Origin of the sequence: Sphingomonas sp. CV7422, from assembly GCF_027945725.1 — a bacterium.
GTDB classification, from domain to species: domain Bacteria; phylum Pseudomonadota; class Alphaproteobacteria; order Sphingomonadales; family Sphingomonadaceae; genus Sphingomonas; species Sphingomonas kyungheensis.
Genome location: NZ_CP115901.1, coordinates 106,652 through 120,470, shown reverse-complemented (window position 1 = coordinate 120,470; position 13,819 = coordinate 106,652). Strand labels below are relative to the sequence as shown.

Annotated in this window: 16 protein-coding genes and 1 other annotated feature; of the genes, 3 read left to right on the top strand and 13 right to left on the bottom strand. The window is 68.7% G+C overall.

Translation table 11 applies throughout. From position 1 onward, the window contains the following. Positions 1–20 precede the first annotated feature (20 nt). Complete coding sequence (locus PBN85_RS17780; RefSeq protein WP_051583348.1) at positions 21–728, bottom strand: DUF6445 family protein; 708 nt, start codon at positions 726–728, stop codon at positions 21–23. A gap of 215 nt (positions 729–943) precedes the next feature. Here PBN85_RS17780 and PBN85_RS17775 point away from each other — a divergent pair, with 215 nt between their 5' ends. Beyond that, complete coding sequence (locus PBN85_RS17775; RefSeq protein ID WP_271301079.1) at positions 944–1,969, top strand: LacI family DNA-binding transcriptional regulator; 1,026 nt, start codon at positions 944–946, stop codon at positions 1,967–1,969. A 350-nt stretch (positions 1,970–2,319) separates the two neighbouring features. On the opposite strand, the gene PBN85_RS17770 is transcribed toward PBN85_RS17775, so the two are convergent. From PBN85_RS17770 to PBN85_RS17725, 9 genes are all read right to left on the bottom strand, one after another. After that, positions 2,320–2,553 carry a cold-shock protein gene (locus PBN85_RS17770; RefSeq protein WP_037535064.1) on the bottom strand — a complete coding sequence of 78 codons (234 nt, stop codon included), beginning with the start codon at positions 2,551–2,553 and terminating at the stop codon, positions 2,320–2,322. A gap of 130 nt (positions 2,554–2,683) precedes the next feature. Further along, a complete protein-coding gene (locus PBN85_RS17765; protein ID WP_271301078.1) occupies positions 2,684–3,526 on the bottom strand; it encodes a universal stress protein in 843 nt (280 codons plus the stop codon). Positions 3,527–3,537: 11 nt separating this feature from the next. Further along, entirely contained in the window at positions 3,538–5,022 is a 1,485-nt protein-coding gene (locus tag PBN85_RS17760) for a SulP family inorganic anion transporter (protein ID WP_271301077.1), read from the bottom strand. A gap of 87 nt (positions 5,023–5,109) precedes the next feature. Further along, positions 5,110–5,164: a sequence feature (sul1 is cis-regulatory element that is thought to sense ions involved in sulfur or methionine metabolism; They are found in Alphaproteobacteria), on the bottom strand. 244 nt (positions 5,165–5,408) lie between these two features. Continuing rightward, positions 5,409–6,695 carry an arsenic transporter gene (locus PBN85_RS17750; RefSeq protein WP_037535067.1) on the bottom strand — a complete coding sequence of 429 codons (1,287 nt, stop codon included), beginning with the start codon at positions 6,693–6,695 and terminating at the stop codon, positions 5,409–5,411. Continuing rightward, positions 6,695–7,123: an arsenate reductase (glutaredoxin) gene (gene arsC, locus PBN85_RS17745; RefSeq protein ID WP_037535068.1), complete on the bottom strand. Its 429-nt coding sequence runs from the start codon at positions 7,121–7,123 to the stop codon at positions 6,695–6,697. The genes PBN85_RS17750 and arsC overlap by 1 nt, the downstream gene beginning before the upstream one ends. Before the next feature lie 11 nt (positions 7,124–7,134). Beyond that, positions 7,135–7,467 carry an ArsR/SmtB family transcription factor gene (locus PBN85_RS17740; protein ID WP_271301076.1) on the bottom strand — a complete coding sequence of 111 codons (333 nt, stop codon included), beginning with the start codon at positions 7,465–7,467 and terminating at the stop codon, positions 7,135–7,137. Positions 7,468–7,811: 344 nt separating this feature from the next. Then, a complete protein-coding gene (locus PBN85_RS17735; protein WP_037535070.1) occupies positions 7,812–8,402 on the bottom strand; it encodes an NADPH-dependent FMN reductase in 591 nt (196 codons plus the stop codon). Positions 8,403–8,490: 88 nt separating this feature from the next. Then, the gene (locus PBN85_RS17730; RefSeq protein WP_271301075.1) at positions 8,491–9,318 is read right to left on the bottom strand and encodes an alpha/beta fold hydrolase; all 828 of its coding nucleotides are present in this window, start codon (positions 9,316–9,318) and stop codon (positions 8,491–8,493) included. 47 nt (positions 9,319–9,365) lie between these two features. Beyond that, the gene (locus PBN85_RS17725) at positions 9,366–10,064 is read right to left on the bottom strand and encodes a pirin family protein (RefSeq protein ID WP_037535072.1); all 699 of its coding nucleotides are present in this window, start codon (positions 10,062–10,064) and stop codon (positions 9,366–9,368) included. 105 nt (positions 10,065–10,169) lie between these two features. Between PBN85_RS17725 and PBN85_RS17720 the strand changes: the two genes are divergently transcribed. Continuing rightward, positions 10,170–11,087 (top strand): LysR family transcriptional regulator, encoded by a 918-nt coding sequence (locus PBN85_RS17720; RefSeq protein WP_037535090.1) that lies wholly within the window; start codon positions 10,170–10,172, stop codon positions 11,085–11,087. A gap of 282 nt (positions 11,088–11,369) precedes the next feature. Here the strand turns inward: PBN85_RS17720 and PBN85_RS17715 are convergent, their stop codons facing one another. Further along, positions 11,370–11,918 carry a TetR/AcrR family transcriptional regulator gene (locus PBN85_RS17715; RefSeq protein ID WP_037535073.1) on the bottom strand — a complete coding sequence of 183 codons (549 nt, stop codon included), beginning with the start codon at positions 11,916–11,918 and terminating at the stop codon, positions 11,370–11,372. Between the two features lie 57 nt (positions 11,919–11,975). On the opposite strand from PBN85_RS17715, the gene PBN85_RS17710 reads away from it, so the two are divergent. Further along, the gene (locus PBN85_RS17710) at positions 11,976–12,446 is read left to right on the top strand and encodes a monooxygenase family protein (protein WP_271301074.1); all 471 of its coding nucleotides are present in this window, start codon (positions 11,976–11,978) and stop codon (positions 12,444–12,446) included. Positions 12,447–12,545: 99 nt separating this feature from the next. Here PBN85_RS17710 and PBN85_RS17705 read toward each other — a convergent pair whose 3' ends face one another. Next, complete coding sequence (locus PBN85_RS17705; protein WP_271301073.1) at positions 12,546–12,800, bottom strand: hypothetical protein; 255 nt, start codon at positions 12,798–12,800, stop codon at positions 12,546–12,548. A gap of 22 nt (positions 12,801–12,822) precedes the next feature. Continuing rightward, entirely contained in the window at positions 12,823–13,806 is a 984-nt protein-coding gene (locus PBN85_RS17700) for a glycerophosphodiester phosphodiesterase family protein (RefSeq protein WP_271301072.1), read from the bottom strand. Positions 13,807–13,819: the final 13 nt, after the last annotated feature.

The following is a 13,819-nucleotide window of genomic DNA, read 5'->3' as shown; positions in this document are numbered from 1 at the left end:
GAAATCGATTGCCGTGCAGGCTAGGCGGGGGTCAGAGTCAAAAAGATGTTGGCGGTAAGCCGGCCGCGGCGGGGATCGGCGGTCAGTTGCGCGGGAGAGGGGACCGTCCCCGAATGGAGGATGCAGCTGCGATAGACGATCATCCGGTTGAACGCCGCGTCGACCTGCGCCGTCCGTTCGAACCACGGCGCGCCATCGTCGACATAGCCGTCCGGCGCGGCCTCAGGCGCGCGGGCGGCGCGATAGGCGGCGAGCCGTGACTCGTCGAGCCGTTCGAACCCGGTCGCTTTGTGGCGGTAGAAAGCGGTGCCGCCGGCGCGGGCGTCGCACAGATAATGGAGGATGGCGAATTGCGCCGGGTCGACCGAATCGACATGCGGCGCGCGCTGCGGCGGGGCAAGGGCGTCCGGCGCCAGCGTCACCAGAGAGAATGCGCCCTGCGCGCGGCTCGGACGCACCGCCCCCAGCCCGAACGCCTCGCCGATCGGGCCGACCAATACGTTGACGACGGACTGGATATAGGCGTTGGGCAGCGCAACGCGCAGCCCGGGATAGCCGCCGGCCGGACCATAGGCCGGGGTGAAGCGACTCGCCGCGGCGACGTCGACCAGCTCGGCCGGATCGGCGAGCAGCCCGGCGGCCGTGAGCAGCGGCGCGCGCTCCGTCCCGATCTCCGTCGCGGTCAGTCGGGCGTCGCCGGCGATGGCAAAGGCCATGGCGCGGCTCATGCGATGGCGGTGTGGCGGATCACGGGCTTATGCCGGGCCGCGTTCGGCGTCCGCGGTCAGTCCGCTGCCAGGCACGCCGCGACGATCCATCCAGTCCCCCCTCATGCCGCTCTCCCGACGGCAGAGACACTTCGATACAAATTGTCTAACGTTGTCAATTGCCTTTACGGTGCAACCAGAGTGGACCGATGCGATGGTGATCCGTACACCGGGGGATGGTCCAGGCTCCGCATCGCACCACGATCGTCGACGTCGCCCGCCACGCCGGCGTGTCGACCAAGACCGTCTCGCGCGTGCTCAACGGCCAGCCGCACGTCACGGAGGATATCATCCGCCGGGTCAGGGAGGCCGCCGCGGCGGTCAATTACCATCCCAACATGCTCGCGCGCGCACTGGTCCAGCGCCGCTCGCACCTGATCGGGCTGGTCTATGAAAACCCCTCGCCCAGCTATGTCGTCGACCTGCAGAAGGGCGTGCTTGAGCGGCTGCGCGACGACCATTACCGGCTCGTCGTCATCCCGATCGCGTCGATTTCGGAGCATGAGGCGGACGTCATCGGCCTGTTGCGCTCGGCAGCGCTCGACGGCGTGGTGCTCGCGCCGCCCGCGTCGGACAGCGCACGGATCATGGCCGATCTGACCGCGGCGAGCATCCGCTTCGCGCGCATCGCCCCGACCCGCCTGATCGACGCTGGGCCGAGCAACCTCATCGACGACGTCAGCGCCGCGCGCGAGATCGCCGCGCATGTCATCGGCCTCGGCCATCGCGACATCGCGATCATCACCGGCGATCCCACCCACGCCTCGGCCGAGGCGCGGATGCAGGGGTTCGCCGAGGCCTTCGCCGCGGCGGGGATCACGGTGGCGCCGGATCGCGTCGCGACCGGCTTCTACACCTATGACAGCGGCCATGCCGCGGCGCGCACCCTGCTCACCCGCGCCGAGCGGCCGACCGCGATCCTCGCGCAGAACGACGACATGGCGGTCGGCGCGCTGACCGCCGCGCTGGAGATGGGGCTGAGCGTGCCGGGCGACCTGTCGATCACCGGCTTCGACGATTCGGAGGTCGCGCGCATCGCCTGGCCGGCGATCACCACCGTCCGCCAGCCGGTGTTCGATATGGCGGTCGCCGCGGCCGACATGGTCGTCGCCCAGCTTCAGGATAGGCCCCCAGTGATGTGTCTGAACCATGGCCATCAGCTTATCGTCCGGCAATCGACGGGACCCGTACGCTCGTCCTGAACGGCAAAGCCTGCCTCGATAGGTCAGCCGGTATCGGCGTGTGCTGAAGGACGTTTTGGACGGGGATACTCGCCAATGAGACATTGGGACTTGCTTGGTCGGTGCGGGCGTCCCGGGACCATATTGTCCCAGCAGTATCAGATGGCGCGGTTCAGCTGAAAACGGAGGAGGGGGCAGGGGCGCCGACGGCGCCTCAGGAGCGGCGCTTCCGCCCTCGTCCTCCCCCGCAGCGGCCTGCGACGGTCTCGTCCTGGCAGCTGCGTCGAGGCGAGCCGTCTTAAGTCCCGCAAGAGCATGCCCTGCGGGACGGCGCAGACGATCCCGCCGGCCGTTCGTCTCTGGCAAGCCGCTCATCGTCCGGGCGGAGGCGGTTGATCGCCCAGCATTTCCAGATCATCGGCCTCAAACCCGCCCTTGGGGCGCTCGACGAGCGTGAAGCGCCAGCGCTGGCCGCGCCTCAGTCCGGCAAAGCCGGCGCGCTCCGCCGCACGGACGTGGACGAAGACCTTGGGCTGCTTGTCGTCCCGCGAGATGAAGCCCCAGGCTCCACCCCGGTCGAGATATCTGATCGTTCCGGTCGGCATGGTGCGTCCTTTCGGGCCTGGCCCTCCTCGGCGCAGGCGAGGCGCATCGCCGCAGCGGATGCACCCGCGATGATCGCCGCTGTCGATCCGCCTCGGCGCGACACCGGGCTGTGCTGCGTCCCCGGCGATGTCAGCGCATCAGCAGCACCGGCGCGCAGACGGTGCGGATCATCGTCGTCGTCGTGCTGCCGACGATCAGGGTGCGCAGCGGCGAATGGCCGTAAGCGCCCATCACCAGCATCGCGCCGGGATGCGCCGCGATATGATCGCCGATCACCGCATCGACCTTGCCGTCACGCAGGACGGTTTCGGCACAGGCGGGCAGCGCGGCTGCGGCTGCGCCGAGCCGGTCGCGGTGTCGGCCGTCGTCCGGCCCCGCCATGACGAGATGGACCGGCAGACCATGGAACAGCGGCGAGGTCGCGACATGACGGACGGCGCGGCAGGCGGCGGGGCTGTCGTCGAAGGCGATCACCACCGCGTCGGGGGCCGCGGCGTCGCGCGAGGCGATCAGCACCGGCCTGTCGCTGGCGCGCACGACGCGTTCGACCTTGGAGCCGATATGGTCGGTCGCGAACGCGCCCGACGCGCCGCGCTTGCCGATGATGACCAATGCAGCATCGGCCTCGCGCTCGACGATCGTCTCCACGATCCCGCCATGCCGGTGCAACGGCGCGACCGCGATGCCCCGTGCCGTGAGGCGGGCGCCGCCTGCGTCGAGCAGGATGCGCCCTTCCTCGATGGCGAGACGCCCCGCCGCTTCCTCGATACGGGTCAGTTCCTCCAGCAGCTCGCTCTTGACGCCGAGGCCGATCGCGCCGCTGTGATCGTTGCGCGATGCGACGGCCTCCCGGCGCTGGACGACGTGCAGCAGCTCGACATCGGCGCCGAGCCGGGTCGCGGCCCAGGCCGCCAGATCGACGACGCTGGTCGCATAGGCGGATGCATCGATACAGGCCAATATGCGGTTCATAAGCCCTCTCCTCAATGGGCGCCGAGCGCCGCTTCGGCGCCGGGCTTGTCATGGACGGCGAAGCGATCGACCATCGTCGCGCTCGCCTGATTGAGGCCGACGACCTCGACATGGGTGCCTTCGCGGCGGAACCTGAGGATCGCCCTGTCGAGGCTCCCCACCGCCGAAATGTCCCAGAAATGCGCGGCGGTCAGGTCGATGACGACCGTGTCCAGCACCGCCTTGAAGTCGAAGGCGTCGGCGAACCGCTCGGACGAGGCGAAGAACACCTGACCCGAGACGCGGTAGGTCCGCGTCCGGCCGTCCGCGCTGAGCTCGGACGTCACGTCGAACAGGCGCCTGACCTTGCCGGCGAAGAACAGGCCGGACAGGATCACGCCCGCGACCACGCCCTGCGCCAGATCGTGCGTCGAGACGACGACCAGCACCGTCACCAGCATGACGACCGAGGATTGCCACGGATGGCTCCTGAGGGTTCTGATCGATCCCCAGGAGAAGGTGCCGATCGACACCATGATCATCACCGCGACCAGCGCCGGCATCGGAATGCGCGCGACCAGCGGCCCCAGCACGACGATCAGGAACAGCAGGAACACGCCCGAGACGAGGGTGGAAAGGCGGGTCGAGCCGCCCGACTTCACGTTGATGACCGACTGGCCGATCATCGCGCAGCCACCCATGCCGCCGAGGAAGCCGGTCAGGACATTGGCGATGCCCTGTCCCTTCATCTCGCGGCGCTTGTTCGATGGCGTGTCGGTCAGATCATCGACGATCTGCGCGGTCATCATCGATTCCAGCAGGCCCACCGCCGCCATCGTCAGCGCATAGGGGAAGATGATGCGCAGCGTTTCCAGCGTGAACGGCACCTGCGGGATGCCGAAGGCGGGCAGCGACGAGGGCAGCTTGCCCATGTCGCCCACCGTGTTGACGTGCACGCCGGCAAAGATCGAGACGATCGTCAGGATGACGATCGCGACCAGCGGCGACGGGATCGCCTTGGTCAGCCGCGGGAACAGATAGATGATCGCCAGGCCCGCCGCGACCATCGCATAGGTTTCCCACCCGACGTGGGTGAGCTGGGGAAGCTGCGCGACGAAGATGAGGATCGCGAGCGCATTGACGAAGCCGGTGATGACCGAGCGCGACACATATTGCATCAGCCGGTCGAGCTTGAGGAAGCCGGCGACGCCCTGGATCAGCCCCATCAGGATGGTGGCGGCGAACAGGTACGGGACGCCGTGATCGCGGATCAGCGGCAGGACGAGAACGGCGATCGCCGCGGTCGCGGCCGAAATCATGCCGGGGCGTCCGCCCACAGCTGAGATGATGACGGCGATGGAGAAGGAGGCAAACAGCCCGACGCTGGGATCGACGCCGGCAATGATCGAGAAGCCGATGGCCTCCGGGATCAGCGCGAGCGCGACGACGATACCCGCCAGCACGTCCGCGCGCGGGTTCGAGAGCCATTCGCGTCGCAGCGAAGTAGCAAATGTCATGTAGAAACCTGATCGCAATAGCGAGGGGCGCACGCCGTCAGACGCGTTCGATCAACGATGCTCGGAAGCGAGGCCCAAATTCGCTATGGTTATCCCGGGGATAGGCGCCGGGCCGAGCCACCCGAATCGATCCGGGTCCGTCGAAGGCCCTTAGATAGTCACTGATCGGCCCATATTGCAACTGCGGACATCCGTGGCGTCGCCTCGGCCTTCCGGTCCGCCGATCCCGGCCGTCAGGATCGTCGCGCCGTCGCGAGGCGCGACCGGCCCGTGGCGGTGGCGTTCGGGCTGCACCAGCGCTGCCCCTCCGACCATAGCGACGCTTCGCGCCGTTCGGGGACGGCCGGATGATCGACGCCGGGATATCGGTCCGGCGCGCGCAGGTATCAGGCCTGTCCGATCCGCAGCGCCAGCGCCGCGAGGGTGACGAGGAGGACCGGCACGGTGAGCGTGACCCCGACCCGGAGATAATAGCCCCAGCCGATCCGCACGCCCTTCTGCCCGAGGACGTGGAGCCACAGCAGGGTCGCGAGCGAGCCGATCGGCGTCACTTTGGGGCCGAGGTCGCACCCGATGACGTTGGCGTAGATCATCGCGTCCCTGACCGCCCCGGTCGCATGCGTCGCGTCGATCGACAGCGCGCCGACCAGAACGGTCGGCATGTTGTTCATCAGCGACGACAGGAGGGCTGCGATCACGCCGGTTCCCAGCGCCGCGCCCCACACGCCGCCCTGCGCGATGCGGTCGAGCAGCGCTGCCAGATGATCCGTCAGGCCGGCGTTGCGCAGGCCGAAGACGACGAGATACATGCCCAGCGAGAAGATCACGACCTGCCAGGGTGCGCCGCGCAGCACCGCGCCGGTCTGGATGACATGGCCGCGGCCTGCGACCGCCAGCAGCAGGATCGCGCCGGCCGCGGCGACGGCGCTGACCGGCACGCCGAGCGGTTCGAGCAGGAAGAAGCCGGCGAGCAGCAGCGCGAGGACGATCCCTCCGGCGCGGAAGGTCGCAGCGTCGCGGATCGCCTCGCGCGGCGCCCGCAGCGCCCCGACGTCATAATCCTGCGGGATGTCGCGCCCGAAGAACAGCAGCAGCGCGCCCAGCGTCGCGGCGATCGAGACGAGGTCGACCGGCACCATCACGGCGGCATAGTCGCGAAACCCGATCCCGAAGACGTCGGCGGATACGATGTTGACGAGGTTCGAGACGACCAGCGGCAGGCTGGCGGTATCGGCGACGAACCCGGCCGCCATGACGAACGCCAGCGTCGCTCTGTCCCGGAAGCCCAGCGCGCGCAGCATGGCGATGACGATCGGCGTCAGGATCAGCGCCGCGCCGTCATTGGCGAACAGCGCCGACACCGCCGCGCCGAGCAGCACGATCAGCACGAACAGCCGCCGTCCGTGCCCCTTGCCCCAGCGGGCGACATGCAGCGCCGCCCATTCGAAGAATCCGGCTTCGTCCAACAGCAGGCTGATGACGATGATCGCGACGAAGGCGGCGGTCGCGTTCCAGACGATCCCCCATACCACCGGCACGTCGGACAAGGTGACGACGCCGGCGAGCAGCGCGACGATCGCACCGCCCATCGCGCTCCACCCGATGCCGAGGCCCTTGGGTTGCCAGATGACGAGCGCGATCGTCGCGACGAAGATCAGGACGGCCAGCAGCATCAGACGAGGCGCTGGCCCGAAGCGTCCACCACAAGCTCGCCGTCCTCCTTCGCGAACGCGCCGAGCTGGTCGCGCGGCAGCAGATCGAGCACCGCTTCGGACGGCCGGCACAGCGTCACGCCGAGCGGCGAGACGACCAGCGGCCGGTTGATGAGGATCGGATGCGCCATCATCGCATCCACCAGCGCCTCGTCGGACAGCGCCGGGTCGCCCAGGCCGAGCTCCGCATAGGGTGTGCCCTTCTCGCGCAGCAGCGCGCGCGGCGTCATGCCGGCGCGGTCGATCAGCTCGACCAGCAGCGCGCGCGAGGGCGGCGTTTTCAGATATTCGATCACGTGCGGCTCGATGCCGGCATTGCGGATCAGGCCGAGCGTGTTGCGCGACGTGCCGCAATCGGGGTTGTGATAGATGACGATATCGACGGCCACGGGGCGTCCTTTCAGCAGCAGGGGGCGAGTTCGGCGAGCAGCGGCGCGCACACGTCGGGTGAGCCTGCGCAGCAGTCCTTGACCAGAAACAGCGTCAGCGCGCGCAGACCGTCGAGGTCGGCACGGTAGATGATCGACCGACCGTGCCGTTCGGCGCGCACGATGCCGGCGCGCGCGAGGATGCCGAGATGCGCCGACATGGTGTTTTGCGGCACGTCGCACTGACGGGCGATATCGCCCGCCGCCAGGCCGTCCGGCTCGTGCCGCACCAGCAGCCGGAACACGTCCAGCCTCGTACCCTGCGCGAGCGCGCCCAGCGCGGTGATCGCCAAGTCCTTATCCATATATCCAGCATAGCGGATATATCGTGATGCGATAGCCGTGTCTGGCGGTTTTCCGCCGCAATCGGTGTCCGGGACCGCATGTTGCGATGGCGTTCGGGACGATCCGCCCGCAAGCCGGACCGGCGGCTCGGTGTTCGCGGCGATGGTCTGCCCCGGTCCGCCATCCGGATGCGAGGCGCGCGTCCAGACCGGATCCGCCCGGATGGACCGGCGGATGCCGCCCGTCCGGCGGGCGTCAGCTGGCCGGGCGCCGGATGAGGACGGCTCCGGTCATCGTCCCGCCCGGCCGCGATGCAGGGTCCGGCGTTCGGCGCCGAGGCCGGCGCGCATCGCCCGTCACCGGATCAATAGGGCGGAGCGCGACGCTCGCGCTGGCTGCGGGCGGCCTCCGTCCACCAGCCGAGGTCGTCGGCGAAGCGCGGGAAGGCGTGGCTGAGGGCGGCGCCGCCATCGCCCGCCGGCGCGCCCGCCGCGTCGAAGGCATGGCCGATCCCGCCGACCGCGATCGTGCTCGACACCACCACCATGCCCATCTCGGACAGGATGCCGTGCCAGGCGAGCCCGGCGCGCGCGCCGGCGAACCGCCCGGCCGAGTAACTGACGATCGCCGCCGGCCGCCAATACCATTCCTCCAGGAAGTGGTCGGTGAGGTTCTTGAGGCCGGGCTGGACGCTCCAATTATATTCGCCGGCGACGAAGACGAAGGCGTCGGCCGCGCTGATCTTCGCGGCGAGCGTCTCCAGCGCGGGCGGCGCCTCGCCCTCGGGATATTCCTTGTACATGCGGTCGAGCATCGGGAGATCGAGCGCCTTGGCGTCGACCAGCTCGGCCGCTGCACCCCGCGCCGCAAAGGCGCCGACCAGCCATTCGGCAAGCGCGATGCCCTGCCGGTCGGAACGGTAGGAGCCGTAGAAGATCAGTATCCGGTCGCCCATCGCGACGTCTCCCTGTGATGCCTGCCTGTGATGCCTGCCTGTCGTGCGAACGCACGGGGCGCGCAACCGCCCCGTGCGCCCTCGTCGGTCACCCCTGGATGAAGGCGAGCAGGTCGGTGGTGATCCGCTCGGCATGGGTCACCGGCATGCCGTGCGGCAGGCCGGGATAGGAGATGAGCTTCGCTCCCTTGATGAGTCCGGCGGACATCTTGCCGGTGGTGGCAAAGGGCACGACCTGATCGTCCTCGCCGTGCAGCACCAGCGTCGGCACGTCGATCGCCTTGAGGTCGTCGGTGAAGTCGGTTTCGGAAAAGGCCTTGATGCCGAGCATATGCGCGAGCGCCGAGCCCATCATCCCCTGCCGCCACCAGTTGAGCCGCACCGCCTCCTTCACCGCCGCACCCTCGCGATTGTAGCCGAAGAAGGGGAGGGTGAAGTCATGGTAGAATTGCGCGCGGTTGGTGGCGGTCTGCTCGCGCACCATGTCGAACACCTCCATCGGCACGCCGTCCGGATTGGCGTCGGTCCGGACCATGATCGGCGCGACCGCGCTCACCAGCACCGCCTTGCCGACCCGGCCGGGCTTGGCGCGGGCGACATAGCGGGCGACCTCGCCACCGCCGGTCGAATGGCCGACATGGACCGCATCCCTGAGGTCGAGCGCGTCGGTCAGCGCGACGACGTCGGCGACATAGCTGTCCATGTCGTGGCCGCCGGCGCTCTGCGTCGAGCGGCCGTGGCCACGCCGGTCATGGGCGATCACCCGATAGCCCTTCTGGACGAAGGCGATCATCTGCGCATCCCAATCGTCCGAACTGAGCGGCCAGCCATGATGGAACATGACGACGGGCGCGTCCTTGGCGCCCCAGTCCTTGTAGAAGATGTCGGTGGCGTCGGCGGTGGTGATGAACGGCATGACGGGTCTCCCTTGCAGCTGTGAGGATACGCGGTACGGATGGGGGATCAGGCGGCGTCGACGAGGACGATCTCGGCATCCTCGATCGCGGTGACGCGGAGCACGGCCTCCGCGGCGATGGCGGCACCGTCGCGCGCCTCCAGACGGGTGCCGTTGACCTCGATCGTGCCGGTCGCGGGGACGAGATAGCCGTGGCGATCCGCGCCGAGCGGGTAGTCGGCGCTCTCGCCCGCCTTGAGCGTGGCGGCGACGATCCGCGCGTCGGTGCGGATCGGCAGCGCGTCGGCATCGTCGGCGAAACCGCTGGCCAGCGTCACGAACTGCCCCGAACGCGCGCCCCGCGGGAAGGGCTTGGCGCCCCACGACGGCGCCTGACCCCGCGTCTTGGGCTCGATCCAGATCTGGAAGATGCGGGTGGTGCCGGCCTCCCTGTTGTATTCGGAGTGGCGGACGCCCGATCCCGCGCTCATCACCTGCACGTCGCCGGCCTCGGTACGGCCGATGTTGCCGAGCGAATCCTGGTGGGTGATCGCCCCTTCGCGGACATAGGTGATGATCTCCATGTCGGCGTGCGGATGCGGCGGGAAGCCGGTGCCGGGCGCGATCGTATCGTCGTTCCAAACGCGGATGTCGCCCCAGCCCATCCGGGCGGGATCATGATAGCCCGCGAACGAGAAATGATGCTTGGCGTCGAGCCAGCCGTGATTGGCGCCACCGAGGCTGCGGAAGGGACGACGGTCGATCATGGTTCGGTCTCCTGGCGGGAGCGTTGCTGCTCCGATGACCGCAAGATGCGCCTCGATCCCACTTGACGAAACGGCAAGCTTGGCATCTCATCCTTGCCGGAAATGGTGAAGCGTCTTCCCGACCTCGAAGCCTGGGCGATCTTCGCCAGGGTCGCCGAACACGGCTCCTTCTCGGGTGCGGCGCGCGCGATGGGCATGTCCGATCCCACCGTGTCGAAGGCGATCGCCCGGCTGGAGGCGCGGCTGGGCCTCACGCTGATCGCGCGCACGTCGCGCCGCATCGCGCTCACCGATGCGGGCCGTGCCGCGCTCGACCGCGCGACGCGCATCCTCAGCGAGGGCGAGGCGGTCGAGGACGAAGCCGGCGAGCAATCCAACGTGCCGCGCGGGCGCGTGCGGATCAGCGCGCCGCTGTCGTTCGGCATCGCCTATCTCGGCGCGACGCTGCCGGCGTTCCTCGACGCCTATCCCGAGATCACCGTTGATTTCGCGCTGAGCGATCGCAAGGTCGACCTGGTGGCGGAAGGCTTCGATGTCGCGCTGCGGATCGCCAGCCTCGACGATTCGTCGCTGCTGTCGCGCCGGCTCTGCCCGGTCCGGCTGCTGCTGGTGGCCTCGCCCGCCTATCTCGATCGCCACGGCATGCCGACGCATCCGGCCGAGCTCGGCCGGCATCGCGCGCTCGCCTATACGGGCGGTGCCTCCCGGATGTGGCGCTTCACGCACCCGACCTTCGGGGAAGAGGCGGTCGAACCGCCGGTGCGGGTCTGGACCGACAATGCCGATCTGCTCAACCCGGCGCTCGTCGCCGGGCAGGGCCTTGCGATCCAGCCCGAATTCCTGATCTGGCGCGAATTGCGCGACGGCCAGCTGGCGGTCGCGATGCCGGACTGGACGGTGACGCCGCTGGGCCTCCATCTCGTCATGCCGCCCAGTCCGTTGCGGCCGCTGCGGGTGCAGGCGCTCATCGACCATCTGGCCCGCGAGCTGGCGAACGCGCCTTGGGGTTGCGATGCAGTATAGGCGAAACGAACCGCCGCGCCATCGATCGGTGGCGCCTGACGGATGAGCGGAGCGACATCACGCCGCTGCGAAGCGGACGTTCCGCTTTCGCCCAAGCCCGGACAGTCCTGTCTTATCAGCCTCTTCGGGAGAGGCGGCGGTATCGGGCAAGGTCCGCCGCCGCTACCTGCCTTCCATTCCTGTTATCCATGAATTGATCATGCGCCGTGCGCTGTCAGCCTCGGGGTGAACGGATGGGTGAAGCTGGATAGTGCGCGGACTGCCGCGAACGACCCTTACCGCTCAACCAGGGTCCGGGGGAGCCAGGCCGGCCACGACGAGCGACAGCGCGGCATGTTCGAGCCGAGCGTCTCCGGGCGGTAAGCCACCGTCGAGCGCGAGCGTCGCCATGCCGTGCACGGCCGACCAGCAGGCGAGCGTGGCGGCGTCCGGATCGGCCGGCGCGAGCTGTCGGACGCGCCGTACCATGACCCCATAGGCATTGTCCTCGACGGGGGGCGGGCCACAATCGTGCCCGGAGAACATCAGGCGGAACAGGGCCGGACGGGCGCGGGCGAAGGCGAGATAGGCTTCGCCTTGCGCGATCAGTGCGGCGCGTGCGTCGCGCTGCGCATCGGCCGCGAGCAGCGCGGTCTTGAGGTCGACAAAGCCCCGCATCGCCACCGCGGCCAACAGCGCCGCTTTGTCACGGAAATGTCGGTAGGGTGCCATCGCGGACACGCCGGCATCGCGCGCGACGGCGCGCAGGCCGATGTCTTCGCCCCGCTCGAGCGCGGACAGCGCAGCCGCAACGAGACGCGCCGGTAGATCGACGGATTTCGGATCGCCCATGTTTACATCGTACACCGATAGCCTATGTGTACGATGTACACGACAGGGAGCCCGACAATGCAAGCGTCGATCAACCGCCAATCGGTCGATCTTTCGGCCTATCCCGATCTCGTCATGATCCTGCTCGGCTTCCGGGTGAAGGGATGGCGCGGCCTGCGCGCGCTGCGCCGGATCGGACCGGGCCTGCATGCCATCGCCCGCAACCGGCCTGACGGTCTGCTGGCGCATGAAGGCATGATGTTCAGCCTGACCCACTTCGGCTTCCGCCAATATTGGCAGGATATGGATAGTCTGGAGCGCTTCACGCGCGGCGGGCCGCACGCCGACTGGTGGCGCGATGTCCGCGCACTGTCGGCAGGGGCAGGATTCTGGCACGAAACCTATCACGCCAGGGGCGGCGTGGAGGCGCTGTACGTCGCCATGCCGGAGCCCGTCGGTCTGCAGCACTTTGCGGCGGAGCGGCGCCCGGACGGCCCGTTCCTGTCGGCTCGATCCAGGATCCAGGGCGGCGCGGCTTCCGTCGGCTGAGGGTGGGATATGAGGGCCTGGCGGCGTTCGGCCCCTTTGTTTCCGTGACGCCAAGGCCGTGATGGTCATGCCATCCGTCCACGGGTAGCGTCGGATGCGTCACTGTTCGCTAAGTTCGACGACCTCGAAATCGAAGCCTTTCCATCCGTGTCGTTTGGCCGCCTGCTGCGTCAGCGCTTCCTTGCCGGCGGCTTCCTTGATCGAGGTCGTGTGGCCCCAGAATACCTCCGTCTTGCCGTTATGCAGATGCGCGACGATCCGCCAGTAATGGGTGAATGGCGCGGCGGTGGGACCGATCGTCTTCACATAGCCGTCGGCCATCGTCGCGGTCAGGTAGCGCTTCTTTCTGGCCATCGCGCCACCCGTAGCGGATCGGCTACGGGCGCGGGAGGGGGGCGTGACCCCGATCGTTGCGCCCGATGCTCTGCGGCGCCCGTCGGCGGAGTTCACGATAGCGCAGCAGCGCTTCGACGGCATCGGTCTGGATCAGGCGCACGCCCATAGCCGCGAGGCGCCCCCAGATTGCGGCGGGGTCCTGCCGGGCTTCGGGGTCGCCGCCCATGCCCGTCACGAAGCCCTTGAACAGCGTGTTGATCCAGACCGGCACGCCGAGTGCTTTCGCACGGCTCATGATCACGGGCAGCGTCGTCAGCGGCACGATCGGCAGTTCGACCGCGATCGGCCTGATCCGCCCCCGCATCTGGCTGGCGATGATCTGCGGCACATCGCCCGCCGCCGGATCGGCGGTGATCGGGATGACGGCGAAGGGCACGCGGTCATAGGGCGGGATCGTCGCCAGCGGGACCGAGGCGACGCCGGCGAAGGTCTTGACGATCACCCGGTCCTGCGCGCCGGCGCGATGCACCGCATCGACGACCTCGCCGTAGATCATGTCCTTGACGTCGAGGTTGAGGACGATGCGGTCCTTCGCCAGCGCGAGCAGGTCGTCGAGGGTCGGGATCGTCTGGTCGGTGAGCGCCGCCGTCGCGCCGCCCTCGTCCTGACGCAGCCGTAGCGCCTGCAACTGCGCGAGGCTGAGGTCGGCGACCTTGCCGGTGCCGTTCGTGGTCCGGTCGACGCTGTCGTCGTGCAGGATGACGAGATGGCCGTCGCGGCTGCGACGCACGTCGGTCTCCATCACGTCGGCACCGAGAACGACGCACTGGCGCAGCGCCGCGATTGAGTTTTCCGGCTTGCTCCCCAAAGCGTGGAGCGGCGCGGCTTCGTGGCAGCCGCGATGCGCGATGACGATCAGGCCGCCATCGGGGTCGGCGAGACGGCGCAGGGCATCGGCGGGGGCCGCTTGTACGGTGGAGGGCGCGAGCGCCGCAACGGCGACGGCGAGAAGCGGACGATACATGGCAGGCTTTCAC

Coding starts and splice junctions, on each gene's coding strand:
- PBN85_RS17760 (WP_271301077.1), bottom strand. CDS start 5,022: ATGACATTTGCTACTTCGCTGCGACGCGAATGGCTCTCGAACCCGCGC.
- PBN85_RS17770 (WP_037535064.1), bottom strand. CDS start 2,553: ATGCCGACCGGAACGATCAGATATCTCGACCGGGGTGGAGCCTGGGGC.
- PBN85_RS17700 (WP_271301072.1), bottom strand. CDS start 13,806: ATGTATCGTCCGCTTCTCGCCGTCGCCGTTGCGGCGCTCGCGCCCTCC.
- PBN85_RS17715 (WP_037535073.1), bottom strand. CDS start 11,918: ATGGGCGATCCGAAATCCGTCGATCTACCGGCGCGTCTCGTTGCGGCT.
- PBN85_RS17750 (WP_037535067.1), bottom strand. CDS start 6,695: ATGCTGCTGGCCGTCCTGATCTTCGTCGCGACGATCGCGCTCGTCATC.
- PBN85_RS17765 (WP_271301078.1), bottom strand. CDS start 3,526: ATGAACCGCATATTGGCCTGTATCGATGCATCCGCCTATGCGACCAGC.
- PBN85_RS17775 (WP_271301079.1), top strand. CDS start 944: ATGGTCCAGGCTCCGCATCGCACCACGATCGTCGACGTCGCCCGCCAC.
- PBN85_RS17735 (WP_037535070.1), bottom strand. CDS start 8,402: ATGGGCGACCGGATACTGATCTTCTACGGCTCCTACCGTTCCGACCGG.
- PBN85_RS17725 (WP_037535072.1), bottom strand. CDS start 10,064: ATGATCGACCGTCGTCCCTTCCGCAGCCTCGGTGGCGCCAATCACGGC.
- PBN85_RS17780 (WP_051583348.1), bottom strand. CDS start 728: ATGAGCCGCGCCATGGCCTTTGCCATCGCCGGCGACGCCCGACTGACC.
- PBN85_RS17710 (WP_271301074.1), top strand. CDS start 11,976: ATGCAAGCGTCGATCAACCGCCAATCGGTCGATCTTTCGGCCTATCCC.
- PBN85_RS17740 (WP_271301076.1), bottom strand. CDS start 7,467: ATGGATAAGGACTTGGCGATCACCGCGCTGGGCGCGCTCGCGCAGGGT.
- PBN85_RS17730 (WP_271301075.1), bottom strand. CDS start 9,318: ATGCCGTTCATCACCACCGCCGACGCCACCGACATCTTCTACAAGGAC.
- PBN85_RS17705 (WP_271301073.1), bottom strand. CDS start 12,800: ATGGCCAGAAAGAAGCGCTACCTGACCGCGACGATGGCCGACGGCTAT.